The organism is Ruficoccus sp. ZRK36, assembly GCF_019603315.1.
Classification (GTDB): domain Bacteria; phylum Verrucomicrobiota; class Verrucomicrobiia; order Opitutales; family Cerasicoccaceae; genus Ruficoccus.
In genome coordinates, this window is record NZ_CP080649.1 from 2,042,235 (window position 1) to 2,067,987 (window position 25,753).

The following is a 25,753-nucleotide window of genomic DNA, read 5'->3' on the forward strand; positions in this document are numbered from 1 at the left end:
AATCCAGGGGTGGCTTAGACGCCGACTCCGTGTGCCTCGGCCAGGTGGCGCTCGGCGGAGATGGCGGCGCGGCAGCCCATGCCCGCGGCGGTGATGGCCTGGCGGTAAACATGGTCCGAGCAGTCACCGGCGACGTACACACCTTCGAGGTCCGTGTGGACACCGCTGGAGTGGTTGGAGACGATGTAGCCTTCCTCGTCGGTCGGGATCTCGTCACCGAGGAAATGCGTATTCGGGATGTGCCCGATCGCGATAAAGAAGCCCTTTGACTCGAGTTCGGAAACCTCACCGGTGATGACGTCCTTGATGCGCACGGCGCGCATGTTACCGGTTTCGTCGGCGAGGACTTCCTCGGGGACGGTGTTCCAGCGCACGTCGATCTTTTCGTGGGCGACGACGCGGTCGGCCATGATCTTGGAGGCGCGGAACTCGTCACGACGGTGCAGGACGGTGACCTTGCTGGCGAAGCGGGTCAGGAAAAGAGCCTCTTCGCAGGCGGAGTCTCCGCCACCAACGACGACCACATCCATACCACGGTAAAAAGCTCCGTCGCAGGTCGCGCAGGTGGTGACACCCTTGCCGCCAAACATTTCCTTCTCACCGGGGATGCCGAGCAGGCGCGGGCGTGCGCCGGTGGCGACGATGAGGGTGCGGGTTTCGTAGGTCTTGGTGGAGGACTTGAGGACCTTGATGTCGCCCTTGAGGTCAACCGATACGATCTCGTCGCTGGCGAACTTCGCCCCGAAGCGGGCGGCTTGCTTGCGGATGTTATCGGTCAGAGTGAAGCCGTCGATCCCCTCCGGGAAGCCGGGAAAGTTTTCCACCTCGGAGGTGGTGGTGAGCTGGCCGCCGGGCTGGGTGCCCTCGATCACGAGCGGTTCGAGGTTAGCGCGGGCGGCATAGATGGCGGCGGTCAGGCCGGCGCAACCGGTTCCGATGATGATGACGTTTTCCATGATGTGAATAAAGGGCGTGTGAAACAGAGTTAGAAGTCAAAACAGCGAGCCCGGGCGGAGCATAAGCTCCGCCACTAGGCATGCTGCGAAACGGTTATTTACCGAGGTAAGCGGCGACACCCTCGTGGGTGGCGTTCATGGCTTCCTCGCCCTTCTGCCAGTTCATCGGGCAGACTTCGCCGTACTGCTCGAAGTGCTGGAGCGCGTCGATCATGCGGATGGCTTCACCGATGCTGCGGCCCAGCGGCAGGTCGTTGACGATCTGGTGGCGCACGACGCCTTCCTTGTCGATCAGGAACAGGCCGCGGTAGGCGACGAGCTCGCCGCTGGCCACGAGGTTACCCTCGACGTCGATGTCGTAGTCGCCGGTGAGCACATCATAGGCCGAGGCGATGGTCTTGTTCGTGTCGGCCACAAGCGGGTACTCGACGCCCTCGATGCCGCCCTGCTTGCGCGGGGTGTTGACCCAGGCCCAGTGGCACTGCTCGGTGTCGGTCGAGCAGCCGATGACCTGCACGTTGCGTTCCTCGAACTGGCCGAGAGCTTCCTGGAAGGCGATGATCTCGGTCGGGCACACGAAGGTGAAGTCCTTCGGGTAGAAGAACAGCACGACGTACTTGTCCCCCAGGAACTGATCGAGCGTGAAGCTTTCCACGATCTGCCCCTTGACACAGGCGGCGGCGTTAAAATTCGGAGCTTTCTTTCCAACTAGAACTGACATGATTCGTTGCGTTTGGTAATTATACCGGCAAGCAGTGCTTGCGCGGCTTGAATCGAATGAGAGAAGCAGCAGGAGTCAAGCCGGGGCCGGTATTGTTACCATATTAAGATATTATGAGCACGATAGGCGGCTCCTATCGCGAATGGTAGCAACCCCTACAACAGAACAGGCCTCCCCGAACTCGGAGGAGGCCTGCCAGCACCGCCTGGCTGGACGGTGTTGTGTGGTGTATGTGCTTTTTTTACGCTAGCGCATGATGGAACGGCGCTTGCGCAGGAGCAGAGAAAAGACGAGTACGCCTGCTCCAGCCGTCAGCGCCCAGGTGGAGGGCTCGGGGACGGCGGCCGGGAGTATCGAAGTGGTACCGTAGTCAATGCTGCTCTGGTCCAGCTGCAGGGCGTAGAGCTGGGCGTGCTCGACAGCAGTGAAGCTGATGGAGATTTCGCTGATGTCGTCGTAGTCGCTGACATCCCACTGGTAGGCGTAGAGGTTGATATAGACGTCCTCCATACCGCTGGGCATCTCCATTTGGCCGTTATAGGCGGCCATCACCAGCTCGGAGATGGTGGGGGCGATCGTGATGGTCTCGCTCTCCCCATAGGACAGGGTCAGGATGGGGGACTGGAGGCCATTCTCGGGATCATCGTAGTAGTCGTAGCCCCAGGCCTCACCGATCTGGACCTGAAAGGCCAGGGTGTTGACGTCGTCGAGCGGTGAGCTGTCAACGACACCAACGGTCCCCCCGTTGGTATTCACCACGGTGCCGAAGCTCCCGTAGTAGAGCGAGTCACCGGAAGGGAAGGGCCCCCCGGCGGCGCCGTTGGAGATCTTGACGAGTTCAGCCGAGCTGGATGCACCCGAGTGGAGCTGTGACCCGATACCCCCGGGCCATGCGCTTGTCGCGTCAAAAAATCCCGGATAGCCGGAGTTCCCCGTGAAGGTGTGCTCCGTACCATGCACCGTTTTCGTCTTGGAGGACGAGCTCAGGTTGTACCAGCCATCGTACTTGGTTTCGCCTCCCATGGAGACGGCTTGTGGGATGGCGTCTGTGATCCCGGTGTATTGAGCATAGCTGGCCGCTCCAGAGAGCAGCAGGAGCGTGCAGACAGTAGATGAGATGCTTGTTCGTGTATTCATAGTAAATGAGAATAGGATTGACTCTCAATAAAGACATTATTGAGATTGAGTGTCAATATCGAATTAGAAAAATAAACATGGGGTATGTTTAATGAATCTTAAAAATCATATATATCTGAATTATAATGAGTTGGATGGTGCTGAGCGCGCCTCATCTGCCGTCGGGACTGGAACCGGGAAGTGCCTTAAATCTCAAAAAAGTCTCAAAAATGGAGGCTTCACGCTGATGGAGATGCTTGTCTGTCTCGCAGTGGTAGGGGTGCTGACCAGTCTCACCTTCACGGTGGTGCATAAGGCCGGTAGCTATGCGGACATGTCCAATGAGGTATCGGCTGCCCGGCGACTGATCGGCGGGTTCCATCTGTACTCGCAGGATCACAGCGGGCGCTTTATGCCGGGGCTGGACCGTACGGTCAGCTCGATCGCGTACCGGGATCGTCAGGTTTCATTCGCCGAGGCTCCACACCGGTATCCGTTCAGAATCGCGCCTTACCTGAACTACGAGCTCGATGGCGCCATTTTCGTGAACGGCAACCGAGAGCAGATTGAGGAGATGTACGGGACATCCGGATCGATTCACGATTACATCGTGAGCCTCTGGCCCGCATTCGGGATGAATATGTTCTTCGTCGGGGGCAAGGTCGACGGTGCCGGGGACTTAATGGTCGAGCAGCAGAACGACGTCATCAGTCGTCAATCGCAGATGGAGGACTCGATCATCGTGTTTGCATCCGGCGGATTGAGAGCGTCCGCCGGGATGAACGTAGACGATGACATCCTGGGGTACCACGAGGTGCGGGCTCCGCACACATGGTCCAGTATGGGCTGGAAGGAGAGTTCAAACCCCGGCGAGTACGGTAATGTGGCCTTCCGTCACGACGGTAAGGCGGTCTGTGCTTTTCTGGACGGCAGCGTCCAGACGATGAAGGCCGAGGAGCTGCGCGACATGCGCTTATGGAGTTCCCAGGCCGCCCGGCGCAACGACCCCGGTTACCGCCCATCAAACTGAGTCCACTCGCCCATGGATGAACGGCTGGGTTGTGCCGCCTGAATTTACTTAGCTACTTACGTACGCGCTTCTCGGCTTCCTGAATGTTCTTGGAGAGGTAGTCGCGGATTTTGACCTCCCGCTCGATCATCTCGTCGAAGTACGGGTAGTAGGTCGTCAGTTGCGGACCACCAATGGCATTGCTCAGGCGCATGTGCTTGACGTAGGCGCGGTAGGTGTCGTCATGGATGATCCCGTCGAGCTGGCGAAAGAGCGTGGCATAGATCTCCCGCAGGGAGTCACGGCCGATCCTGTCGCTGATGGACTTGCGGCGGGCTTGCTCATTGGCCTGGTCGATGAACTCCATGAGCTGCGCATCGTCGCGCCACTCATCGCTGTCTGCATAGAGGAAGATGGCGACGTTCTGGCGCTGGGTGCGGAAGCTTTCCAGCTCGTCGTTCTGGCGGCAGAAGCGGGGCAGGTCGATGGGGTACCAGTCGTTTGCCGAGTCGATCCGATAGCCGTAGTAGCGGATCTTGCTCTTGATGGCGGACTGCTCGTTGTTGAACGATTCCTTGTCGAAGTAGTTCTCGATGGGGACCTGTTCTGCGTAGCTGAGCACACCGATGATCTTGCCGCTGTCGATGTGGATAATGGGGCTGCCGCTGTTTCCCTCGTAGACGGGGGCGTCGTGCTCGACCTTGGTCGGTCCAATGCCGACGACGCGGCCCTCGGTCCAGATCATGGTGCCACCGCCCTTGCTGTTACCGGGGATGACGATGAAGTCGCCCGGCTTGACGTTGGTGGCGACCTGCGGCTCGAACTCCAGTGCGACCTGCTCGTAGTCCGCCTCTTCGGCGAAACGCAGGATGCACAGGTCATGCTCCCTGGCCCCGTAAATCGATTGCAGCGTGAGCTTGCGACCATCGAGCGTGCGGGCATCAAGCTTTTGCAAGCCGCCGCCGTAGGAGTCGCCAGCTCCCGCGCAGGCGAGCATATGGATATTCGTTAACAGAAAGGGGATGCCCTGTACCTTGCAGATGAAGGCAGTGCCGGTTCCGTTGTCGCCCTCCAGTAGCACGAGGGCCTGCTGGTACTGGGCTTTATCAAAGCCGGAGGCACTGGCGTGTGCGGCGGCTGGTCCATCCTGGCGTGCTTGCCACTCCACCTTTGCTATGAGTGCATCTGCGTAGACTTGCGGGTAGTGGATCTGAAGCCACTCCATCGTGCCCGGCTCAGGGTCATCGACAGGGGGGGATGTGGGGTTGCTCGGCTGCAGCCATGGGTTGTCATTGCTCGGTCGGTCGGTCTGTGACCAAAGCTGGCCGCTGCAAAAGGCGATGATTCCGGCCAGAAAAAGGGCTCTCAAGGGGGCATTCATAGTAGCGGATGGACGGTAGCATTTTGTAAAAGATGCGCTGGATGGGGTAAAGTTTTTTTGTCCTATGTTGTGCCTGCTCGCGCTGTGTGTGAGGATCACGCGAGAAATCGAAGCTTGGAATGGGACTGCTCAGCCTCAAGAGTTACGGGGGTATGCAATTGATCGACACCCACTGCCATCTGGAACGTTTTCACCGCACGGGCGAGCTCGACGCAGTCCTGAAACGTGCTGCCGAGGCGGGTGTCGAACGGCTGATCTCGATCGGAACCAGCTCCGATGACTGGCCGCTCTACCAGCAGCTAGCCGGGCAATATCCGGGCCGCATCGACTGGGCCGCCGGGCTGCACCCCTCCGATGTCGGTGAGGACTGGGAGGAGCAGGTCGAGATGCTGCCACGCTATTGGGAGCAGGGGCCGCGGCCGGTAGCGCTCGGGGAGATCGGGCTCGATCGCTTTCGACTGCCCAGTGACACGGCCGAGGCGGCTACGCTTATCGTACGCCAGGAGAAGGCCTTCCGGCGGCAGCTTGAGCTGGCGGCCCGCTTTGAGATGCCGGTGATCGTGCACTCACGTAATGCTTTTGAGGCCAGCCTCGCCGCCATCGATCAAAGCGGTTTCCCATGGGAGCGCGTCGTTTTTCACTGCTTTGTGGATGGTGCAAGGCAGATGCGCCAGCTGCGCGAGCGGGGCGGACGCGGCTCCTTTACCGGTATCGTTACCTATAAGAATGCGCCCGAGGTGCGTGAAGCCTGCCATGAGCAGGGGCTGGAAACGCTGATGGTGGAGACGGATGCACCGTATCTGGCACCGGTCCCTCACCGGGGGAAACCCTGCGAACCCTGTATGGTGCGCGATACGGCTCTCTTTATCGCGCAGGAGCTGGGGGTGTCTCCCGAGGAGTTGGCCGCGACTACGACCGCGAACGCCCGAGCTTTCTTTAATTTGAGCTAGGAACGGGCGTGGGGGAGGAGGCCTTGCGCATTTTCCCACGCATGGTCAGCATGGCAACCCGACCTCCGATGGAGACCTCTTCGTAGCCATCGACGAGCAGGAGCTGCCCCTCGCTATCTTCGGAGAAACTATCCGTCAGCTTGCGCCCGAGTATCGAGTCATCGTTGACCGAAATCCAGCTGATGCGTTTACCATCTTCGCTCACGATCCCCTGGAAGAAGTGCTCGTTCGTGCCCTGGACGGTTTCTGTATAGATCTTCCCTTTTTCAATATAGGTGCGTGAGGTCGAGGTGGAGAGGTCGCCCATCGAGGCCATGACTGCCTGTCCTTTGAGGACGGTCACGCCATCCACTTCATCCCACCAGTACTGCTGCTCGATCTCGATGGTCTGGATGACCTGCTTGAGGTTGAGAATCTCAAAGGTGCCAACCCAGCGCCCGACGTACTGATCGAGCACGGTTTTGAGCTTCGCTGTTTTGTGCGTAGTGCTTTCGTCTGCGGATGCTGGTGTGGTCTCGGCCTGTTGGGCGACCAGCGGAGACAGCGTGCAGAGGCATAGCGAGAGTACGGCGATGAGGCGATTAGGCATAGGGCTGAAGTGCAGTTTCACGCTTTTGGATGCAATCGTTTTCTTTAACCAGCCCTCGTAAAGAGCCGACGTCGGGCGCTTTTACTAGCTGCCCGTACCAAAGTCGACCTTGGGGGCGGTGGCAGCGTCTTCGACGGCCTCGAAGTACTCGTCGCGGCGCTCCATGCCGGTCATGCCGGCGACGAGGCTGTTGGGAAAGACGCGGATGGCGGCGTTGTATTGCTGGACGGCCTCGTTATAGCGGCGGCGCTCCACGGCGATCCGGTTCTCGGTGCCTTCGAGCTGGGATTGCAGCGCGAGGAAGTTCTGGTTGGCCTTGAGGTCTGGGTAGCGCTCGACCACGACCATGAGGCGCCCGAGCGCGCTCTGGAGCTGCCCGGCGATTTCGGCCTTCTCGTTGACGTTCTCGGCCTTGGCCCACTGGCTGCGCAGGGCGGTGACCTCGGTGAGGACATCCGATTCGTGCTCGGCGTAGCCCTTGACGGTTTCTACGAGGTTGGGGATCAGGTCAAAGCGCCGCTGGAGCACGGTTTCGACCTGGGCCCAGGAGCCGTTGACCTGCTCGTCGAGCGTGACGAGCTTGTTGTAGCGGCCCATCAGCGAGAGGGCTACGATGAACACGATAAGCATTGCGACACCGGCCACGATGGCGGCGATCATTCCACATCCGGGTTTTTTCATGGCTGTATAGAGAGGTTAGGGACTGCGTAGCCTACTTATCTTCGAGTGAGTCTATGGCATCAACCATTTGTTCCACGCTGGCGAGGTAGGCGGCGAAAAGGGTGGGGATGTCGCCGGGCTTGGCGGCCTTGCGCTTGATGGCATCGACCTGGCGGAACGGCTCCGGGTCGAAGCTGATGGCCCCGGCCAGCGCGCCGAGCGCTTCGTCGTTGCAGGCGGGCACCTCCTTGCCCAGGCAGCGGAGGCTGGCGCGGACCAGAGTGGTGAAGGTCGCCAGCGAGCCCACGAGCGTTTGCGTGACCAGGTCGGGCTTACCCCCGGCGGCGAGGTAACGCTCGCGCAGCTGGATGAGCGCGCCCTTGAGCTCGTGCTCCAGCTGCCAGCGCAGGTGGTGCGTCTCGACTACCAGCCCGTTGAGCGGGTCGTCCCCGGACAGCACCTTATAGTGCGCCTGCATGTCCAGCAGCTCGATGGGGAAGGCGTCCCGGGACTGCTGCAGGCGGGCCTCGGTGAACATCAGCGGGGCGCGGTTGCCGGCTTTGACCCACGACTGGGCGGGCTTGGCGAGCTTGTCCAGCACGGCCATGTCCAGGCGCTTGCAGGTGACCATGAGGTTAAAGTCCGAGCGCGTGCCACTGTGGTCGCCGCGCGCCGCTGAGCCGTACAGGATGACGGAGACAAGCTCCTCGCCGAGGGTGTCTTGCAGGGTTTGGGTAAAGCTTTCCGGTGTCATGATGTTTAAAAGGGTCCTGTTGAAGTATAAGTGTGAGATTACAACTGAGTGAAAGCGGGGCTACCAGCCGCCGCTGGCGCCGCCTCCGCCGGAGCTTCCGCCCCCGAAGCCGCCAAAGCCGCCGCCTCCTCCTCCGCCGCCGAAGCCACCGCCGCTCCAGCCACCGCCGCTCCAGCCTCCGCCACCCCAACCGCTGCCCCAGCGACTGCTCCCACGCCCGGAACGTCGGCGGTTGAAGACCCAGATGGGCAATATGAAAAAGAAGATGAAGAACAGCACAGGGAAGACGAAATAGATCTGCTCTTGGGAAGTCCTGCTCGTCTGCCTGGTTGCAGTAGCGCTCTGGTTGAGCTCCTGTCGGATGGCGGGGTCGCCCTTGATGAGGCCGTTGAGCTTGTTGACGACCTGGCGGATGCCGCCGCTGTAGTCGTTCCGACGGAAGGCGGGAGCCGCGACGGTGTCGATCAGCAGCTTGGCCTGGGCGTCCGTGATCGTGCCCTCCAGCCCGTAGCCGACCTCGATGCGCATCTTACGGTCGTTTTTAGCGACAAGGAAAAGCACGCCCTGATCGTACTCGGCCCCGCCGATCCCCCATTTTTCAAAGAGACGGTTGGTGAAGTCGTCGATCTGGCCGCCGTCGAGAGAGTTCACCGTCACGACTACGATGGCCGCGCTGTGTTCGTCCCAGGCCTGTCGGGCCGTCGTCTCGATGGCGGCCTCGTCTCCGGATTGAATGAGGTTGGCAAAGTCATGCACCGCCTTGGATTTGTCCTGCGGCAGCGTTTGCCACAGCTCCGCGGCATGCAGACCCGGCCCGATGCAAAGTAGGCAGAGGGTCGCGGCCAAAATCAGCAGGCTGAGCGGGTAATAGAGACGGCGGGGTTGCTCCAGGGGGACGCCAGGCATGGGCCTATCACGGAGCAGGACAGTCGTGCTTGCAAGGACAGAACCTCGGAGCGCCCCGAAAACGCTATCCCTTAGCAGAAGCCATCATTGGCTGGAGTAGGCTGGGTTATCCAGTTTGCGTACAAGACCTAGAGCGCCAGTGCGATGAGCAGGCCGAGTCCGAGCAGCAGGGCAAGGGCGCTCAGCGCGGCGGCTTCGCGGCGGGTGAGTTTCAGCAGCATGGCGGACTAGACGAAGTTCAGCGGTGTGAACGGATGGCTGATGACCTTCGAGGGGTCCGCCTGCATCCACTTCTTGAGGACGGTTGAGTACACCTGACGGAAGTCGGTGGAGTAGGTCAGGTCCTGATTCTTTTTTACGCTCAGGTCCGGGGCTTGGCCGACCAGGGTATTCTGTACGCGGTTGCCCATCACAAAGAGCGGGGCAGCTGTGCCATGGTCGGTCCCGGCGCTGGCGTTCTCGTTCGGGCGGCGCCCGAACTCGGAAAAGGTCATGGTCAGAACCTGATCCTGCAGCCCGTGCTTTTTCAGGTCTTTCTGGAAGGTAGCCAGCGAGCTGGACAGCTCACTGAGGAGGCGGCTGTGTTTGTTGGCCTGACCGGAGTGGGTGTCGTAGCCGCTCTGGCGTACGAAGTACACGCGTGTTTCCATGCCGGCCGCGATAAGAGCGGCCACGCGCTTGAGGGATTGAGCGAGCCCGTTTTTATCGTACTGAGCCATGGGCTTATACTTCTCAAGGATGTCGTTGACGCGCCGCTCGGTGACGAGTGCGTCCATCAGCGTATGCTGGAGGTAGCTGGCATTACCGTCATTTTCACCGATGGAGTTGGTACCCTCCAGCAGACTGATCACGCCATCGGAGGATTTACGCATGCCTCCGCGGGCGGGCATCCCAAAAATGTTGTGCGGGATTTCCGCCTGGCAGGACTGGGGCATCTCATCGCCGATGTGAATCGCATCGGGGCCGGTCTTGTTCTGGGGGCTCCCGGCGCATTCAGCATCCAGGTAGCGGCCAATCCATCCGCTGCTGCCGGTTTCATCGCTGTCGGTGGCGGTTTCCCATATCTCGGTGGAGCGGAAGTGGCTGCGGTTCGGATTGGGGTAGCCGACATTCTGAACGATGGATAACTGGCCTTCCTTCCAAAGTTCGCTCATCTCACCCATGGAGGGGTGCAGGCCGGTTGCGTCATCCAGGCGGATGACCTCTTTGGCCGGGATGGCGAGCTTGGGGCGGAGCTTGTAGTATTGGTCGTTGGTAAAGGGGACTACGGTGTTCAGGCCGTCGTTACCGCCTGCCAGCTGGACGAGTACCAGGATGCTGCGGTCTCGCTCGGCTCCGGGGACCTGGGCGGCTGTGGCCCGGGTCAGAAACGCCGGGACGAAGCTACTGAACGCGAGCAGCCCGAGCCCCCCGGCCGAGTTGCGGAGGAATTCGCGGCGCGTGAGGGGAAAGCGAGGTGCGGAGTCGTTCATGGGCGGTCAGAGTAGATTAACAAAGGTGGTACTGCGGGCACTGCAGGAGGGTGAGGATGACATCGCGGGTGCTGTGGTATTTTCCGTTTTCAGCCTTGGCGAGGTAGTCCTCCAGTCGTTTCTGGAAGTCATTGTTGAGCGGTTTGGAGAAGAGCTGCAAGCACAGCTCATTGACGACCGTCGGCGCACCTTTCTGGTACATGGCCACCATCTCCTTTCCGCTGATGCTGAAGCGGGTGTAGCCCTCGGCCCTTGCCGCTTTGATGTCCTGGACCTGATCGGCGTTGAGCTTCTCCTCGTTGATGCCCCAGAAGAGACTGCGCGTTAGCTGGCGGCGGGCTTCCAGCGTGGTGGCGTTGATCCAGTGGCGTCCGCCGACCCAGCCGCGGACATTGGGCGGGTTGTAGAACTCCTGCCCCATCGAGCGGAGGAAGCCCAGCGTGCGGGAGGCCAGCGGAACGACATCCAGGTCCATATCCTGGCACATGCCCAGGTAGTACTGGACCGGGCTTTTGATGAGGTTACCGCGAAACTCCGGGGCGTAAAAAGCGCGGCTGCTGAAAAAGGTAATGAGCAGGTAGCTCATGTCGAAGCCGTGGGCCTTCCAGAGCTGGCCGAGCTCGCTGACGTAGGACTCTGGCAGCGGGTCCTCCGTTAAATAGAACGCGATCAGCTCGCGCGGGACGAAGGTCTGCGCCGCCTCCTGCTGGTAGACAATGTCGATGACCTCGTCTCCGCCAAAATTCCCCGTTTGCCCGAACACGGTTTTCTCTCCGTTGTCGTGCTGGTTGGGGATAAACTTGAAACCCTCGTCTCCGTAGCGGTAGCCGGTGAAGGCGCGGGCTGCCTCTTTGATGTCCTTCTCGGTGTAATTGCCCTCGCCCAGCGTGAAGAGCTCGAACAGCTCGCGGGCGAAGTTCTCGTTCGGGGCCCGTTTGGTGTTCCGGTTGAGATTGAGATACTTGATCATGGCCGGCGAGCGGCTGACCTGCTTGGCCAGCTCGGGGTAGGAGCCCAGCCCCTGCTCGCGGAGCAGTGCCTGATGATCGTAAAGCTGTCCCGTTTCCTGCACCGCCTGCCGCCCCACCACGAAGATATCCTGCAGGAACATGACATACTTCTCCTGCGGGGAGTACTCCGGCTGCCGGGCGAACTGGAGCCAGCGGATGCCATAGTCCCGGTAGGAGTTGATATTCATCTCCCGCTGCTTGCGGCGGAGCTCGTTCTTCTCCTTGGGGTCCTCTGTCTCGCGGATCATGCTGCGCATCTGGACCATGCCTTCGGAGGCCATGAGCGTCTCTTGCGGCTCAGTCATCGGGGTGGCCTTCGAGAACCACTTCTTGAGCGTTGCCTCAAGGCCGCGTGCACGCACCTCTTTGACCTGCTCCGGGTTCGAGGCAAAGCCAGCCCTGCGCAGCAGATGCTGGATCTCCTGCGTGCCCCACTGGTCTGTGGGGATCGTTTGCCAGGCTTGGCGGGGGGTAAGGTTTTTTATGCTCGTAGTCACCGCTAATCAGTGTATAACCTGCGCGGTCAGATAAAGTTACTGATAATGTGGCTTTATTTTAACTCATAACCGCTTAAACGCAAAACGTAATTTACCCTATGCGCAACCTGGTCCAGACCTCATGTTTGCTCGTGTGCGGAGCCCTTTTCTCTCTCGTGGGTTTCAGCGGCTGCGATACGATCGATAACTCGGAGAATATCTCTACAATCGCGTCGATGAAGACCTTTTACATGGCCGAGGTCACAGGCTCTGTCGGTGGCTTCTCGTCGCGAAACCAGCAGGACGTGCTTGTCCTGACTCAGGAGATGGTCGCTCGGCAGCTCGAGTCGCTCGGCTACCAGGAAGTCGGCTCAGACAAGGATGCCGATATGACCGTGATCCCCAGCTGGAGCTTTTATCAGGACCGCAAGCTGAGAGTGCAGAACAACGATCCGACGCTCTACGAGTCTCCGCTGAATCAGGCCAGCAGTGCAAACATGGCCCGCATGGGTGTGGAAGTGCTCGGTGGCAGCGGCCAGGTCCTCTGGAGCTCGCTCGCACGCTGGGGCGTGACAGCCTCTGTCGCTACCGCTAATGATTTTTCGCGTCAGGCTGAGCTCGCGCTGCAGGGCTTCCCCGATTGTGAAGTCGCACCCGAGGCCAAGGCTGCTCCGGCCATGCCGCCACTGCCTCCTCTGCCCGTGGGCGAAGGGGAAAATTAGACCCCGGCTGACACAACCTTTTCTAAAACACCTCGCCCTTGTGCGGGGTGTTTTTTTGTAAACAAGGGGCGGGCTTGTGGGACGCTATTGTTCGCGGGAGGTGCGATAGAGTCGGGGGACGCGCTTGGTGATCGAGCAGAACGCCTCCCATGGAATACACATGGCCCACTGGCTAAACTCCTGCACCTCGATGCACTCATCACCCTGATGCCCGATGAGGGTGACGCGGTCTCCCGCCTGCGCCTCGGGGCAGTCCGTCAGATCGACGATGGTCTGGTCCATCGTTACCCGCCCCAGTACCGGGCACCGGTGCCCGCGGATGATGACTTGGGCGCGGTTACTGGCGGTCGTGGGGATGCCGTCTCCGTAGCCAGCAGTGAGCACGCCCAGGCGCGAGTCACGAGTCAGCTGAAAAGTCTGCCCGTAGCTGATACTGGTGCCCGCTGGCAGGCTTTTCGTGATGCCGACGCGGGTATGGAAGCTCAGGACGGGCTCGGGTTTGAGCTCGGCCAGGAAAGAATCCGGGTAGGGGAGGCAGCCAAACTGCAGCAGCCCGATACGGACGGCATTGAAGGGGGAATCGGGGCTGAGCGATTCCAGCCCGGCGCTGTTGTCGGCATGGATGAGCAGCTTGGAGGTGTCGAGGTCCGGCAGTGTCTCCAGCGCATGCAGAAAGCGGTTGCGCTGCTCGCTGGTAAATGCCGGGTCTGTGTCGGCGCTGGAGAAGTGGGTAAATATCCCGGCCAGCTTCAGGCCGGCGGCAGCCATGACTTTTTCGTAGAGGGAGGCTGCGTCCTCGTGCCAGACGCCCAGTCGCCCCATGCCGGTGTCGATTTTCAGGTGGACGGGGAGGATGGTGTTGGCGCGGGCTGCAGCCGCCGAGAGGCGGTCCACCTCCTCGGGGGTCGAGATCGTGGCGGTCAGATCATACTCGGCCAGATAGCGCTCTTCCTCGGGCAGGATGGGGCCGAGAACCAGAATCGGCCAGCCTCGGCCAACTTCGCGCAGCTCGGCGCCTTCATAGACGTTGGCCACGGCAAACATACTGGCCCCGCTCTGCATGAGTCGGGCGACCATGCGCGGCATGCCATGCCCATAGGCGTCGGCCTTGACCACGGCTACGTACTGCATATGCGGCGGCAGCGCCGCCCGTATCCGGCCCAGGTTGCGCTCCAGTGCGCCCAAGTCTATTTCCGCCCAGCAACGATATGCTTTCATCTATCCCGTCAGCTAATCACGACCCGCCACGACGCGCAATGCAGCAAATGACCGGGACGGGTTTTTTGTTGTTTTCCGGGCCTGCGCGGCCTAACCATCAGGGCGAAAGTGCAGGGGCCGGCTGGACCAGCAATCATGGGGCGAAGCCCCATCAGTGATCCGAAGGATCGCAGGTGCAGGACACTGTCCTGCTAGCGGTGGCGTTCCGGTGTCCAGGTGCGGTAAGTCGCCTCGTTCACGAGAAACAGGCCGGGAGCCTCGACGGAGCGCAGCAGGCCGGGGGAGGCGAGCAGCTCCGGGTGGGCGGAGAGATCGTTGAGCACGGGGACGGCCCGCTCGGGCGGCGTGTGCCAGCTCTTGCGCTGGCGCAGGTGGTAGATGGGTGCTTCGAGCGCGTCGATGACCTCGGGCTCGACCTCGGCGATTTCGCCGTCCGGACAGGTGAGTAAATTCCAGCGTGTCTGCCGGGCCTCGGCGATGACGTGAAAGGGCTCCTCCGGTTGTTCCGTGGCGTTGATGAGCGCGGCGGCGAGAGAGAGACTGCGGCAGGCCAATGACTCGGCGTCGGCCCAGGCGGGGAGGGCCTGCCAGGAGCGGATGGCCATGGCGGCGAGCCGGATGCCCAGCACCGATCCCGGCCCCTCACAGTGGATGAAGCCCCCGACTTGCTCCAGTTTGAGTTTCGCCTCGACGAGGCAGCTTTTGACCAGCGAGAAAATACTCTCCAGCGCCGGGCTTTCCTGCGATTTAATAGACAGCCAGTGGCTGTCGCGCCAGAGTCCGGCCTGCACTTGGACGGAGCTGGCATCGAGGAAAAGGTAAATGCGATTCGGGGTCACAGGAAGCAGGGGCACGGGCGGCGTAGCCGGTTACTTTTTACTCCAGGGCTGGTCCATGAGGTTTTCGATATCGCCTGCGGCCAGAAGCTTCCAGAGGGAGAAAATCCGCTGGTTCGAAAGCTCTTCCATCTCGCGTTCGGGGACGGGGCGCAGGTTGTTCTCCAGTGTGACATAGCCGCCGGGAAAAACCGAGATGCACCAGCCAGTCTCCAGGTGAGTGAGCCAGACGTCGGGAGCGGACTCGTCGCCCTCCTCCTCGCCGACGGAGAGCAGCAGCTCCTTCAAATGTTCGTCAGTCGGATTGATTTCGGTAATGCCGTCGCGGCTGGTGGTGTGATACATGGGAGGCAATCGGTGTCTCAGTTATATCTGCGGCGGAGATTGGTGGGGAGGATGCCCAGCTCTTCGCGGTACTTGGCCACGGTGCGGCGGGCGATCTTGATGTCCTTTTCGGCCAGGATGGCCACGATCCCCTGATCGCTGAAAGGTTTGGCCGGCTCTTCGTCCTCGATGATGTGGGCGATCTGGTCCTTGACGCTCTTGTTGGAAAAGGTCTGCCCGTCCTGGCCCTGATAGCCGGGAGTGAAGAAGTACTTGAACTCGAAAACGCCGTGCGGGGTTTCGATGAATTTGTTGGCGATGGCGCGGGAGACGGTTGTCTCGTGAACACCGACCAGCTCGGCCACCTGATTCATCGTCAACGGGCGTAGCTTGGAGACGCCCTCCTCGAAAAAGTCGTGCTGCAGGCGGAGGATTTCGCGGGTTATGCGCTCAATGGTCTGCTGGCGCTGCTCGATGGAGTTGATGAGAAACTTACCGGAGCGGATTTTTTCCCGCACGTACTCGCGGTCCTTGCCGTTCACGATGCCGCGGGCGATCATTTCCTTGTAGGCATGGGAGATGCGCAGGCGCGGGATGTAGTCGTTGTTGAGGTGGATGATCCACTCGTCCCCGTCTTTTTCCACCCGCACATCGGGCACGATGACGCGGTTGGAGTCGTCCCCGAACTTGCGGCCGGGGGCCGGGTCGAGCATGGCGATTTCCTCAATCGCTTCCTGCACGTCCTCGGCCGGGGAGGAAACTTTGCGGGCGAGCTCCGGGATGCGGCGGCGCAACAGCAGATCAAAGTGGTCCTTGATGATGCGGGCGGGCAGGGACTTGTGCCGCCCCTGCAGGTGGAGCTGCGTCAGCAGGCAGTCCTGTAAATCCTTTGCACCGATCCCGGCCGGATCAAAGCTCTTCAGCGCCTCGGCGGCGCTCTGTACGCTGGAGAGCGGCAGGTTCGCCATGAGCGCGAGGTCGGAGAGGCTGGAGGTCAGAAAGCCGCGGTCATCGAGGCTGCCGACGAGGTAGTCCATGGCGGCGCGCTCAAGCTCGTCGAGCTCGGAGAGGTCGGCCTGTCGCAGGAGGTGCTCCTGCAGGGAGGTCTCCGAGGTCAGCGAATCGAAAAAGTGCTGGCGGCGCTCCTCGTCATCACGCGAGTACGAGCCAGCGGAGTTTTCCTGGGCGAAGTATTCGCGGAACTCCTCGTTGAGGTTGCTCAGGACGGAGTAGTCGCTGTCGCTCATCTCCATCTCGCGGGGGCGCTCCTCGTCCTCGGAGCTTGAGCTGTCGGGGTCGGCAGACTGCTGCTCGATGCTGACGCCCTCCATGGGCAGCTCCTCCAGCGTCGGGTTGGCCTGAAGCTCTTCGAGGATAGTGTTACGCAGCTCCAGGGCTGGGGCCTGGAGAATCTTCAGCGACTGGCGCAGCTGCGGTGCGAGCACCAGCGACTGCGTCTGCTTCTGAACCTGCTGAAACCCTTGGTTGGCCATCTGTGCTAATCGTCGTCATTGGCGCGGGGTCTCGCCAGGTGTGAAGTGTTAAAGAGTTGCTCAAGCCTTTCCTGTGAACCAGCGGGTGCTGGCGGAGCCACCCTTGCTGCTGTACAGATCCTTCAGGTAGACCGAGAGCTTTTCATTCGTGGGGCCATAGCCGTCGCTGTAGAGGTAGACCTCCAGCGCGGTAAGCATCTCGGAGGCTGTCTGGTAGCGGTCTTCGCGGGGGCGAGCCAGGCAGCGGTGGAGGATGTCGTTGAGCTTCGAGTCGATGCCCTCGCGCATGCGCGTGAAGTCCGGCAGGTCGAGGTACTCGATCTTGTGCCGGGTCTGTTCGGGTATTTCGCCCTCGAAAATGTTGTAACCCAGCAGCAGCTCGGAGAGCACAATGCCGCAGGGGAAAATGTCTGCCCGCTCGTCGGTGATTTCCTTGCGGGCCTGCTCGGGCGAGAGGTACTCGTCCTTACCGGCGATCACTTCGCCCTCCTCATTGTACATCAGGTCCAGGGCCTTCGCGATGCCGAAGTCGGTCAGCTTCACGTCACCCTCATAGGCGAGCATGATGTTTTTCGGGCCCACGTCGCGGTGGACGATGCCCAGGGGGCGCCCGTACATGTCGCGTTTGTTATGGGCGTAGGCCAGGCCGCGGCAGATGCGCGAGACGATGAATACCGCCAGCTCGATCGGGACGAGCTGGTTGGTCTCCATGTGCTTGTTGATAAACTCCTCGGTGTTGATGCCGTTGACGTACTCCATGACCATGAAGTACTGCCCGTCGATCGAGCCGAGGTGGTAGGTCTGCACGATGTTCGTGTGGATGAGGTCGGCTACCAGGCGGGCCTCACCGATGAAGTTCGCCCGAAACTCGTCGATGGCGGAGAACTCCTCGCGAATCACCTTGATGGCTACGACCTTGCTGAACTCGTCGGTCCCGTGCTGGCGGGCCTCGTAGACCATGCCCATTCCCCCCTCCGCAATCTGGCGGACGAGTTCGTACTCCATGTTGTCGATGAGTCGTTTATGGGCTACCACAATCCTCATAGTCTAGGGGGTGATTTGCCCCGCGCAAGCGGTTTTTTGGAAACTGAGCACGAAACCTGCTTGCTCCCATTGACAGCCACCACCATCGACATATAAACTTATTGCCATGATTAAGCTCACTGAAAGTGCCGCCGAACGTATTTCCTCTCTCCGCGATAAACTCAAGGATGACACCAAGTTCCTGCGCCTGTTCGTCGAGCCGGGCGGCTGCTCCGGCTTTGAGTACGGGATGAGCTTCGACGAGGAGAAGGACGGCGATACCAAGATGGAGAGCATGGGCGTGACCCTGCTCGTGGACGCCGCCAGCATGCCGTACCTCGACGGCTGCGTGATCAACTTTGACGACGGTCTCACCGGCAAGGGCTTTGACATCGTCAACCCGAACGCCACCAGCACCTGCGGCTGCGGCAAGAGCTTCAGCTAGGCAGGGCGTAGCCCTGCACCGCAGATGCTTCGCATCTGGATGGATGCCACGGGTTGCACCCGCTGGCACCCATGGGCCTTTGCCCTATCGCTTACTGCGTTCGCTGCCCTCTTTAATTTCATGCCCATGCCGGCGCCCAAGCGGAGCCATTCGTGATGCGTTAGCATTACAGGTACAGGACTCGTTCTGGTGGTGGGACCCAGTTTGGATGCTCTGCTCAGCGATTAGTAAAAACAGAGAATCTGTTTTTACTAATCGCTGATACGATGCGCAGCATCGAAAGTGCAGCCGATGGCTGCTGCGGGTCTGGACTGCATAAGCCCAGGGGAAATCAAAGGGCGAGGATTTCGACTTCGTAGCCGTCGGGGTCGGTGATGAAGGCCATCTTGTGGTCGTTGTCGGGGGTAAACTTTTCCTTCCAGTCGCCGGGCCACACTTCGATACCCGCGTCTTCGAGCATCTGGCAGTGGGCTACGACATCGTCCACGCGGATGCAGGTGTGCACGAGATCCTCGGGGACTTCGACCTTGTAGTCGGGTGAGTAGGTCAGCTCCAGCTTGTGGGCGCTGCCGGGGATCTGCATGTGAACGAGTTGGTTGCCGGAGGGGGACTTGTCGGTGCGCTTGAGCACTTCAAAGCCGCAGGTCTTGCAGTACCAGTCGATAGATTTGTCGAGATCGCTGACGCGGATGCGGGTGTGGTCAAAGGAAATAGGCATGGGTGTGGGAAGTCTGAGTGGTTATTTCTAGTGAAAGCGCAAACGTATAGCGACACGGGCTTTATTGCAAACCCTTGCGTGCAACGCGGACCAATCCGATGGCCAACGCTCTTTGCTTCTCTTTATCGTGGGGTAGTCGCTTCCCGGTTCGGGGTAGCGGCCTGGATGATGGTGGTCGGTGTCGCTTTGACTCTCCCTTTGCTTCAGGCAAAGGGAGCTGTGATCCAGAGGGTCACGGGTCCAGGGCTATGCCCTGGCCTCATGGATGGCGACGATGCCGCCGGTCATGGGGATGGCTTTGACCTCAGCGAAGCCGACATCGCGCAGCTGCTGGGCGAAGACCGGGCGGGCAGGGAACTTCTCAATCGAGTCACCGAGGTATTCGTAGGCGTCGCGGTTACCGGTGGCCATGCGGGCCATGAGCGGGAGGATGCCCTTGAGGTAGGCGTAGTAAAAGGGCTTCATCCACCACGAGGGCTGGGAAAACTCCAGGATGAAGGCCGCGCCGCCGGGGCGCAGGACGCGGAGCATCTCGCGCATGCCGCGTTCGCGGTCCTCGAAGTTGCGCAGCCCAAAAGAGATGGTGATGGCATCGACAGTGGCGTCGTTGAGAGGCAGGTTCATGCAGTCCCCAAAGGCGAAGCGCAGGTTCTCGGTGCCTGGGCGCTGCTTCTTTTTCTCCTCGGCCTGGTCGAGCATGGGCTGGCAGAAATCCAGCCCGGTGACGGCGACGCGGGGGCCGAGCGTCTCGCGCAGGGTAAAGGCGACATCGCCGCTGCCGGTGGCCAGATCCACCACGTCCTTAGGGTCGCGGGCCTTGACCATAGCGGCCAGCTTACGGCGCCAGCGATAGTCCTGCCCGAAACTAAGCAGGTGGTTGGCGCAGTCATAGCGACTGGCGATCCCGGCAAACATCCGGCTGATGGCGGCTCCTTCTGGCATGGCCTTGTTTAAAAACAGGCTTCGTGCTGTGACGGCAAATCCTTTTCGCAGGCACGGCGTTTTACGGGGCGTTGAGGCGTTGCTCTACTGATCGCTCTCCTCGGACTGGCGGGCTGTGTCGGCGATCATTTTCTTGAGGCCCTCAGGCAGGACATCGGCCTTGCGGCTCAGGTAGGGGCGGACAGGGATGCGGTAGCTGTAGGCCCCCTCGTAGCGGTCATTGCCGTAGTCTACCAGCACATAGAGGTAGGGGAGAAAGGACTCCTCGATTTCAAAACTGGTGTAGAATAGATCGTCCGTCCACTCCTGGTGCCACATGCGGGCGGTCAGTTCAGCGTCGCTGTGCCCCGGCTTCTGGATGACGATGCGAAACCCATCAAAGCTCTTTCGGCGGCTCTTTTTCTCAGCATCGACACCGATGATGTAGATCTGGGTGCCGTGCCGCACCTTCAGTGGTTCGAAGCCCAGGCGGATGCCTGTTTTCTGTGCCTGATCCGGCGTCAGGGGGATGATCTCGCGCTCAACGGCGTGCCCCATCGTGAAAAACAGCTGGGCGAGCAGGGTAAGTAGAATCACGCGCAACATGGAGGGCAGATTGTGGTGAAAACTCGCGGTGGCTGCCAGTCAGAAAATACTGCTGCATGTATGTTATACTTTTAATGGCATAATTATGTCAAAAATGAATTGACGGGCAACGTGCGGGTGGTGTCTTTGGGCATAGCTATGTCAATACGCGCTAAATCCATATTAACCATAACCGGCCTGACTGTGGCCATCTGCACCACTCAGGCCGGGGTGTACTCCGGGCCGAGTGATATCGCCCATGCTATCGATCCGGCGGTCCACTACACCTCCACAAAGCTTGCGGGGTGGGCGGAAACGGTCGCCGACTACAGTCCGACGGACGAGGTCAGCGCCAGCTACGCCACTCCTGATAAAGCGCTTGGTTATTACAACACAGGCACGGTCAGCCTCGGGGACCTCAGTTCTGATAAAATCGCGACTGGGGTTACTCCCGGCAGCATTACGCTGGGCTTCGGCGCCGGTTTTTCCAATGGGGACGGCTGGGACTTCGCCGTCTTCGAGAACGGCTTCACCAGTGGAAATAATCTCTTTATGGAGCTCGCCTATGTGGAGGTGAGTACGAACGGGGTGGACTTCGCGCGCTTCGACAGCATCTCGACCAACACCAGCAGTGCGGCCGGTAGCGGAGCATTTTCGTATTATGATACGACCAATGTCTACAACCTCGCGGGCAAAAGCGCCGGTGGCTACGGGACGACCTTTGACCTGAACGACCTGCTCGATCATCAGCTCGTCATCGACGGTATCGTGGATCTCGATGCGATCAACTATGTACGCCTCGTCGATATCCCCGGAGACGGCAGCTATCTGGACAGCGAGGGCAACCCGATCATCGACAACTACCATACGTCCGGCTCGGGTGGACTCGACCTGCGCGCCATCGGCTACGCCTACGCTGTGCCGGAGCCGCGCCACTACGCCATGCTGGCCGGTGCGCTCGCACTGGTCCTTGCCTGGCTGCGTCGGCGTACGCGCTAAAGGAATTCGCTTTTCCTGCTACTTGCGTGGCTTTGCCCGCGCATCCTGTATATATGTAAGCCACGGTCCAGTGAGGGGCCGTGGCTTTCTTTTTGCAGGACGCGATCCTGCACCCGCCAGGCCGAGTTCTAGACCTGTGATGCTGGCGCATCACGGAGGCCTCCGCTTGGAGCGTCGGCCTGGGCCACAGCGGTTGTCGCCGCCTCAAACGAACTTTACTCGTCCGACACTGGTAGCGTGAGAAAATCTGTAGGCAAATCGGTATTGACTGCGAGCGATGGGGCAGAACCCCATCATTGACTCCAGCTGTAACCCGGCTGGGCTCTGTGTAGTTTACCCGTTGCTCTCGTTGAAGCTGGCCACGACCCACTGGGAGAGTTCCTTGTCGGGGTCCTGGGCGGCTGCTTCGTTGATGGTAAACTCGGTGCGTCCGGTGTTGCGGCTGATGATCTGGAGGCCGTGCTGGAAGTCCTTGAAGCGCTGCTCGCAGACCGCGCGGATAGTTTTGTCCTGCTCGGTCGCGGCGGCGATGATGACCTCGGCGGCGGCGTCCTCAAACTGCAGGCTGAAGCCGTGGGTGTTGCGGAAGGCCTCACTGAAGCGCTCGATGTCTGCTTTCCAGACATCATCCTGCAGGTGGAGGTTTTCCACGATCAGCTCCTTCAGCGCCTTCTCCGGCTCGGTCAGGGTGTCGGTGGTGACTTCAAAGGATTTGATCGCGGTCGAGGGCAGCTCAAACTTATAGTCGCGGAACAACCGCTCCAGCACGGTCATGAGGCCGCGAGCGCCGGTCTTCTCAGCGTGGGCCTGGCGGGCGACTTCCTGGATCGCCTCCGTGGTGATGTTAAAGCTGATGTCGTACCCGGAGAAGTCACTGCGGTACTGGTTGAGCAGCGAGCCCTCGGAGGATGTTAGGATCTCCGCCAGGTCCGTGGGCTGGAGGGACTCGCAGGCCACGCGCACCGGGATACGCCCGATGAACTCCGGCTCGAAGCCGTACTTGATGAAGTCGGCCGAGGCAGACTGCTTGAGGTAGCCGTAGGGGTCCGCATCCTCGTCACCGGGGTGAGCGGCGAAACCGATGGAGGCGGCCTCGACGCGCTTTTTGACCGATTCGGCCAGCTTGTCAAAGGCACCGCTGACGATGAACAGGATGTGCCGCGTGCTGATCGTCTTGGGCTGCTCCTTTTTACCGCCGCCCCCGCGCTGCATGGACATCATGGCCTGCATCTGGCCCATAATGTCGTTGGGGGCGAAGAGATTGACCTCAGTGTCCTCCATCAGCTTGAGCAGGTTGATCTGCACGCCGCGTCCGGACACGTCCTTGCCTGCGCCTTCTCCGGCACTGGCGATCTTGTCGATCTCGTCGATATAAATGATCCCGTATTGCGCCAGCTCGACGTTGTTGTTGGCGGCCTTGACCAGATCGCGCACGAGGTCCTCCACGTCGTAGCCGACATAGCCGGTCTCGGAGAACTTGGTGGCGTCGGCTTTAATGAAGGGAACGCCGATGAGGCGGGCGATATTGCGCATCAGGTAGGTCTTACCCACACCGGTCGGCCCGAGCAGGAGGATGTTCTGCTTGCTGTACTCGCGCTCGCGCAGTTGCTGGTTTTCCAGGCACTGGCGCACGTGGTTGTAGTGGTCGCAGATGGCGACTGAGAGGACTTTCTTCGCCTCCGCCTGCTTGATCACGTAGCGGTTGAGGTGGTCGCGGATTTCCTTCGGCTTGAGGCTAAACTCACGGATGCGGCGCAGGACCTCGTCGTCCTTTTCCTTTTGCTCGGGTGGCGGGGCCTCCACGTGCTCAGCGCCGCCGGGCTGCTGCACGCCCATGCCCATGTTGGCCAGGCCGGGGTTTTTCCGGATCATGTCCTGAATGTTTTTTTGAAGCTCCTCAAAGGGGTTCTTGTCGTCTTTATCGCTCATGAATGAAAGGGGATTGAAGTTGAAAGTCAGGCCGCGGCGCGCGCATTTTAAACGCGCTTGGCATACCAGCGGTAAGCGCTACGGACAGGGACGAGATGAAAAAGTAACGGGTTTTTGTCCGACGGCGGCAACTAAATTGGGTTTGACATGGCCACCCCCCAGGCAAAATATCGTATCTCCATCGTACAAATATCGTTGCACCAGAACTAAATACCTTTAAGACTACTTTTTATGGCCGGGAACCTTACCAAGCGGGACATCGTACTTGCCATCTATGACAAGACCAACTTCCCGCAAAAAGAAGTCCGGGAAACGGTCCAGCTCACGCTGGATTGTATTGCCGACGCCTTGGCGGAAGGGCGTAATGTTGAGTTGCGCAATTTTGGCGTATTTGAAGTGCAGGTCCGCAAGAGCCGCATCGGACGTAACCCGAACCGCCCTGAGACCGACGTGGTCATTCCGACGCGCGCCGTGATCAAGTTCAAGGCCGGTAAGGAGCTCAAGGCTGCGCTGAAAGACATCGACCTGGATAAGCTCCAGGAGCCGAAGCAGGACTAGGCTTTCCCGATAGCTGACTTTTCTAAACGACCCATATGGGTCGTTTTTTTGTGTCTGTCTTTGGGGGGTACGCTTCTCGGATGGATGTTTTTGTGTATAATAATTGACTAAATCCGGAACGTTTTTCTGAGGAATTATAGATTTATCTATTAAATAGCGTTTTTGGGCACGGACCTTGCTGTTTTGTTGTTAATTATATTTTACATCCGGTCAATTTGCTTTTGTCGTTATCGAAGTGGTTGTTCGATAAGTAACCTGGGCGGCGGTCTTCTATAGGGGCCGCCGTTTTGGTATTGGAGCAGGGGTTATGAGCGGGGAGCGGAGACTTTCACTTGACAGGATATGCATTTAGGGGAATGTATTGACCATGGGTGTCATACAGGTCTATAAATGCCTCTGCGATGAGCAGCGGCTGCGCATCTTGAACCTCCTGAAGGAGGGGCCGCTGTGCGTGTGCCAGTTGATGGAGATTCTCGAGGCGGACCAGGTCAAGATATCCAAGCAGCTCAGCTACATGAAGCGCATGGGCATGGTCGAGGGCGAGCGTCAGGCCCAGTGGATGGTCTACCGGCTGGCCGATGTCGAGCAGCCCCTGTTGATGGAAAACCTGAAATGCCTGCAGGACTGCGCGGGTGAGTCGTTGGCTTTTGCGCAGGACCTTCGCCGCCGTCAGGCAGTCGTCAGCCGTGCTGATGGCGGCCCATGCTCTAGTTGAGCATAGACGAATTTTTTAAACGTATCAAAACCATGAATACTACTGAAAATGCCAAGCCGGCTGAAGCAGAGAAAAAGCCGGGCCTGTTCAAGCGCCTGTTTAACAAGCTCGATCAGGGGATGAAGGCGAAGGCCGACGAGAAAGCCAGCTCGGGCTGCTGCTGCGGCAGCGGTTCCAAGGACGGCAAGGGCGGTAGTAAATGCTGCTGAGCCTGATCGACCACCTTGTCTATGAGTGGATGGGCTTCGACCCGGCCTCGCGGCTGGGCGGGGCTATTCACTTTTTCTTCTACGACACGGTAAAAATATTTCTGCTGCTGGCGGTGATGATCTTCATCATCGGCATTATCCGCAGCTACCTGCCGCAGGATCGTCTGCGCCGGTGGATGAGTGGCGGCGGGCTGGGGGGAAACTTTGTGGCCGCGCTCTTCGGGGCGGTGACGCCCTTTTGCTCGTGCTCGTCGATCCCGATTTTTATCAGCCTGCTGCGGGCCGGAGTCCCGCTGGGGGTGACCTTTTCCTTCCTTATTACCTCCCCGCTGATCAACGAGTATCTGGTCGTACTGATGGCGGGCGAGTTCGGCGTGCCGGTCACACTGGCCTATGTGGTGAGTGGCCTGGCCATCGGTACGTTTGCCGGTGCAGTGCTGGGAAAACTGCGTCTGGAAGGGCAGTTGGAGTCGGACATCACCACGGGTGAGTCCACGAGCGACAGCCTGGTTTTTGAGAGTTTCGGGGCTCGACTGCGCTATGGCTGGAGTGAGGCTGTCGATGTCATTCGGCAGATCTGGGTCTGGGTGCTGGTCGGGGTCGCCATCGGTGCCTTTATCCATAACTACGTGCCCCAGGAGGTTATACAGAATGCTCTGGCGGCGACGGGCGTGTTTTCTGTTCCGATTGCCACTCTGCTGGGGGTTCCCATGTATGGCAGCTGCGCGGCCATTGTGCCGGTGGCCGTGGTGCTCTTTGAGAAGGGCATCCCGCTGGGCACGGCACTGGCCTTTATGATGGCGATGGCGGCCCTGAGCCTGCCGGAGGCCGTTATGCTGCGCCGCACGATGCGCCTGCCGTTGATTGCGCTCTTTTTCGCGATTACGACGGTGGGCATTATATTGACCGGCTACCTCCTGAACTTTCTCGCTCAGTATCTGTGAGCGCCCGGACACACTAGGGGCACGACTGCCCGTGCCGTGCGTCTGTCGGCTTCTGTGAAAGACGCTCGCCAGTGTGCTCGTTATTATCGTAAAATATAATATTGTTATTTTATG

Annotated in this window: 28 protein-coding genes; 9 read left to right on the top strand and 19 right to left on the bottom strand. The window is 59.9% G+C overall.

Annotated elements, in window-relative coordinates; genetic code table 11:
* Window positions 1–14 precede the first annotated feature (14 nt).
* The 3 genes from trxB to K0V07_RS09005 all read right to left on the bottom strand — a co-directional run bounded on the left by trxB (window position 15) and on the right by K0V07_RS09005 (window position 2,814).
* A complete protein-coding gene (gene trxB / locus K0V07_RS08995) occupies window positions 15–956 on the bottom strand; it encodes a thioredoxin-disulfide reductase (RefSeq protein WP_220621057.1) in 942 nt (313 codons plus the stop codon).
* 94 nt (window positions 957–1,050) lie between these two features.
* A complete protein-coding gene (locus K0V07_RS09000; protein ID WP_220621058.1) occupies window positions 1,051–1,677 on the bottom strand; it encodes a peroxiredoxin in 627 nt (208 codons plus the stop codon).
* A gap of 246 nt (window positions 1,678–1,923) precedes the next feature.
* Window positions 1,924–2,814: a PEP-CTERM sorting domain-containing protein gene (locus K0V07_RS09005; RefSeq protein ID WP_220621059.1), complete on the bottom strand. Its 891-nt coding sequence runs from the start codon at window positions 2,812–2,814 to the stop codon at window positions 1,924–1,926.
* A 226-nt stretch (window positions 2,815–3,040) separates the two neighbouring features.
* On the opposite strand from K0V07_RS09005, the gene K0V07_RS09010 reads away from it, so the two are divergent.
* The gene (locus K0V07_RS09010; RefSeq protein WP_220621060.1) at window positions 3,041–3,823 is read left to right on the top strand and encodes a hypothetical protein; all 783 of its coding nucleotides are present in this window, start codon (window positions 3,041–3,043) and stop codon (window positions 3,821–3,823) included.
* Between the two features lie 52 nt (window positions 3,824–3,875).
* Here K0V07_RS09010 and K0V07_RS09015 read toward each other — a convergent pair whose 3' ends face one another.
* Window positions 3,876–5,183 carry a serine protease gene (locus K0V07_RS09015; RefSeq protein WP_220621061.1) on the bottom strand — a complete coding sequence of 436 codons (1,308 nt, stop codon included), beginning with the start codon at window positions 5,181–5,183 and terminating at the stop codon, window positions 3,876–3,878.
* A gap of 152 nt (window positions 5,184–5,335) precedes the next feature.
* Here K0V07_RS09015 and K0V07_RS09020 point away from each other — a divergent pair, with 152 nt between their 5' ends.
* Window positions 5,336–6,133 carry a TatD family hydrolase gene (locus tag K0V07_RS09020; protein ID WP_220621062.1) on the top strand — a complete coding sequence of 266 codons (798 nt, stop codon included), beginning with the start codon at window positions 5,336–5,338 and terminating at the stop codon, window positions 6,131–6,133.
* Here K0V07_RS09020 and K0V07_RS09025 read toward each other — a convergent pair.
* From K0V07_RS09025 to K0V07_RS09050, 6 genes are all read right to left on the bottom strand, one after another.
* Window positions 6,120–6,722 carry a hypothetical protein gene (locus K0V07_RS09025; RefSeq protein ID WP_220621063.1) on the bottom strand — a complete coding sequence of 201 codons (603 nt, stop codon included), beginning with the start codon at window positions 6,720–6,722 and terminating at the stop codon, window positions 6,120–6,122. The genes K0V07_RS09020 and K0V07_RS09025 overlap by 14 nt on opposite strands.
* 84 nt (window positions 6,723–6,806) lie before the next feature.
* A complete protein-coding gene (locus tag K0V07_RS09030) occupies window positions 6,807–7,403 on the bottom strand; it encodes a LemA family protein (RefSeq protein ID WP_255567925.1) in 597 nt (198 codons plus the stop codon).
* A gap of 31 nt (window positions 7,404–7,434) precedes the next feature.
* Entirely contained in the window at window positions 7,435–8,136 is a 702-nt protein-coding gene (locus K0V07_RS09035) for a hypothetical protein (RefSeq protein WP_220621064.1), read from the bottom strand.
* Between the two features lie 60 nt (window positions 8,137–8,196).
* On the bottom strand, window positions 8,197–9,042 hold the full coding sequence (locus K0V07_RS09040; protein ID WP_220621065.1) for a TPM domain-containing protein: 846 nt from the start codon (window positions 9,040–9,042) through the stop codon (window positions 8,197–8,199).
* A gap of 227 nt (window positions 9,043–9,269) precedes the next feature.
* A complete protein-coding gene (locus K0V07_RS09045; RefSeq protein ID WP_220621066.1) occupies window positions 9,270–10,514 on the bottom strand; it encodes a DUF1501 domain-containing protein in 1,245 nt (414 codons plus the stop codon).
* A gap of 16 nt (window positions 10,515–10,530) precedes the next feature.
* On the bottom strand, window positions 10,531–12,021 hold the full coding sequence (locus K0V07_RS09050) for a DUF1800 domain-containing protein (RefSeq protein ID WP_220621067.1): 1,491 nt from the start codon (window positions 12,019–12,021) through the stop codon (window positions 10,531–10,533).
* 98 nt (window positions 12,022–12,119) lie between these two features.
* On the opposite strand from K0V07_RS09050, the gene K0V07_RS09055 reads away from it, so the two are divergent.
* A complete protein-coding gene (locus tag K0V07_RS09055; RefSeq protein ID WP_220621068.1) occupies window positions 12,120–12,722 on the top strand; it encodes a hypothetical protein in 603 nt (200 codons plus the stop codon).
* 84 nt (window positions 12,723–12,806) lie between these two features.
* On the opposite strand, the gene alr is transcribed toward K0V07_RS09055, so the two are convergent.
* The 5 genes from alr to K0V07_RS09080 form a co-directional block, all read right to left on the bottom strand.
* The gene (alr, locus tag K0V07_RS09060; protein ID WP_220621069.1) at window positions 12,807–13,940 is read right to left on the bottom strand and encodes an alanine racemase; all 1,134 of its coding nucleotides are present in this window, start codon (window positions 13,938–13,940) and stop codon (window positions 12,807–12,809) included.
* Between the two features lie 191 nt (window positions 13,941–14,131).
* Complete coding sequence (locus K0V07_RS09065) at window positions 14,132–14,794, bottom strand: hypothetical protein (RefSeq protein WP_220621070.1); 663 nt, start codon at window positions 14,792–14,794, stop codon at window positions 14,132–14,134.
* A gap of 15 nt (window positions 14,795–14,809) precedes the next feature.
* Window positions 14,810–15,121, bottom strand: coding sequence for a hypothetical protein (locus K0V07_RS09070; RefSeq protein WP_220621071.1), 312 nt, complete (start codon window positions 15,119–15,121; stop codon window positions 14,810–14,812).
* Window positions 15,122–15,138: 17 nt separating this feature from the next.
* A complete protein-coding gene (rpoN, locus tag K0V07_RS09075; protein ID WP_220621072.1) occupies window positions 15,139–16,593 on the bottom strand; it encodes an RNA polymerase factor sigma-54 in 1,455 nt (484 codons plus the stop codon).
* A gap of 60 nt (window positions 16,594–16,653) precedes the next feature.
* On the bottom strand, window positions 16,654–17,637 hold the full coding sequence (locus tag K0V07_RS09080; protein WP_255567926.1) for a serine/threonine-protein kinase: 984 nt from the start codon (window positions 17,635–17,637) through the stop codon (window positions 16,654–16,656).
* 106 nt (window positions 17,638–17,743) lie between these two features.
* Here K0V07_RS09080 and K0V07_RS09085 point away from each other — a divergent pair, with 106 nt between their 5' ends.
* Window positions 17,744–18,061: an iron-sulfur cluster assembly accessory protein gene (locus K0V07_RS09085; protein ID WP_220621073.1), complete on the top strand. Its 318-nt coding sequence runs from the start codon at window positions 17,744–17,746 to the stop codon at window positions 18,059–18,061.
* 331 nt (window positions 18,062–18,392) lie between these two features.
* Here K0V07_RS09085 and K0V07_RS09090 read toward each other — a convergent pair whose 3' ends face one another.
* The 3 genes from K0V07_RS09090 to K0V07_RS09100 form a co-directional block, all read right to left on the bottom strand.
* Entirely contained in the window at window positions 18,393–18,779 is a 387-nt protein-coding gene (locus K0V07_RS09090) for a VOC family protein (RefSeq protein ID WP_220621074.1), read from the bottom strand.
* 246 nt (window positions 18,780–19,025) lie between these two features.
* Window positions 19,026–19,721, bottom strand: coding sequence for a bifunctional demethylmenaquinone methyltransferase/2-methoxy-6-polyprenyl-1,4-benzoquinol methylase UbiE (gene ubiE / locus K0V07_RS09095; RefSeq protein ID WP_220621075.1), 696 nt, complete (start codon window positions 19,719–19,721; stop codon window positions 19,026–19,028).
* A gap of 84 nt (window positions 19,722–19,805) precedes the next feature.
* The gene (locus tag K0V07_RS09100; RefSeq protein ID WP_220621076.1) at window positions 19,806–20,297 is read right to left on the bottom strand and encodes a hypothetical protein; all 492 of its coding nucleotides are present in this window, start codon (window positions 20,295–20,297) and stop codon (window positions 19,806–19,808) included.
* A 147-nt stretch (window positions 20,298–20,444) separates the two neighbouring features.
* Between K0V07_RS09100 and K0V07_RS09105 the strand changes: the two genes are divergently transcribed.
* Entirely contained in the window at window positions 20,445–21,284 is an 840-nt protein-coding gene (locus K0V07_RS09105) for a hypothetical protein (protein WP_220621077.1), read from the top strand.
* Between the two features lie 333 nt (window positions 21,285–21,617).
* Here the strand turns inward: K0V07_RS09105 and K0V07_RS09110 are convergent, their stop codons facing one another.
* On the bottom strand, window positions 21,618–23,213 hold the full coding sequence (locus K0V07_RS09110; protein WP_220621078.1) for an AAA family ATPase: 1,596 nt from the start codon (window positions 23,211–23,213) through the stop codon (window positions 21,618–21,620).
* Window positions 23,214–23,444: 231 nt separating this feature from the next.
* On the opposite strand from K0V07_RS09110, the gene K0V07_RS09115 reads away from it, so the two are divergent.
* The 4 genes from K0V07_RS09115 (at window position 23,445) to K0V07_RS09130 (ending at window position 25,639) form a co-directional block, all read left to right on the top strand.
* Window positions 23,445–23,771 (top strand): HU family DNA-binding protein, encoded by a 327-nt coding sequence (locus K0V07_RS09115; protein ID WP_220621079.1) that lies wholly within the window; start codon window positions 23,445–23,447, stop codon window positions 23,769–23,771.
* Window positions 23,772–24,138: 367 nt separating this feature from the next.
* Entirely contained in the window at window positions 24,139–24,486 is a 348-nt protein-coding gene (locus K0V07_RS09120; RefSeq protein ID WP_220621080.1) for a metalloregulator ArsR/SmtB family transcription factor, read from the top strand.
* A 32-nt stretch (window positions 24,487–24,518) separates the two neighbouring features.
* On the top strand, window positions 24,519–24,695 hold the full coding sequence (locus K0V07_RS09125) for a hypothetical protein (RefSeq protein ID WP_220621081.1): 177 nt from the start codon (window positions 24,519–24,521) through the stop codon (window positions 24,693–24,695).
* Window positions 24,686–25,639 (top strand): permease, encoded by a 954-nt coding sequence (locus K0V07_RS09130; RefSeq protein ID WP_220621082.1) that lies wholly within the window; start codon window positions 24,686–24,688, stop codon window positions 25,637–25,639. The genes K0V07_RS09125 and K0V07_RS09130 overlap by 10 nt, the downstream gene beginning before the upstream one ends.
* Window positions 25,640–25,753 lie beyond the last annotated feature (114 nt).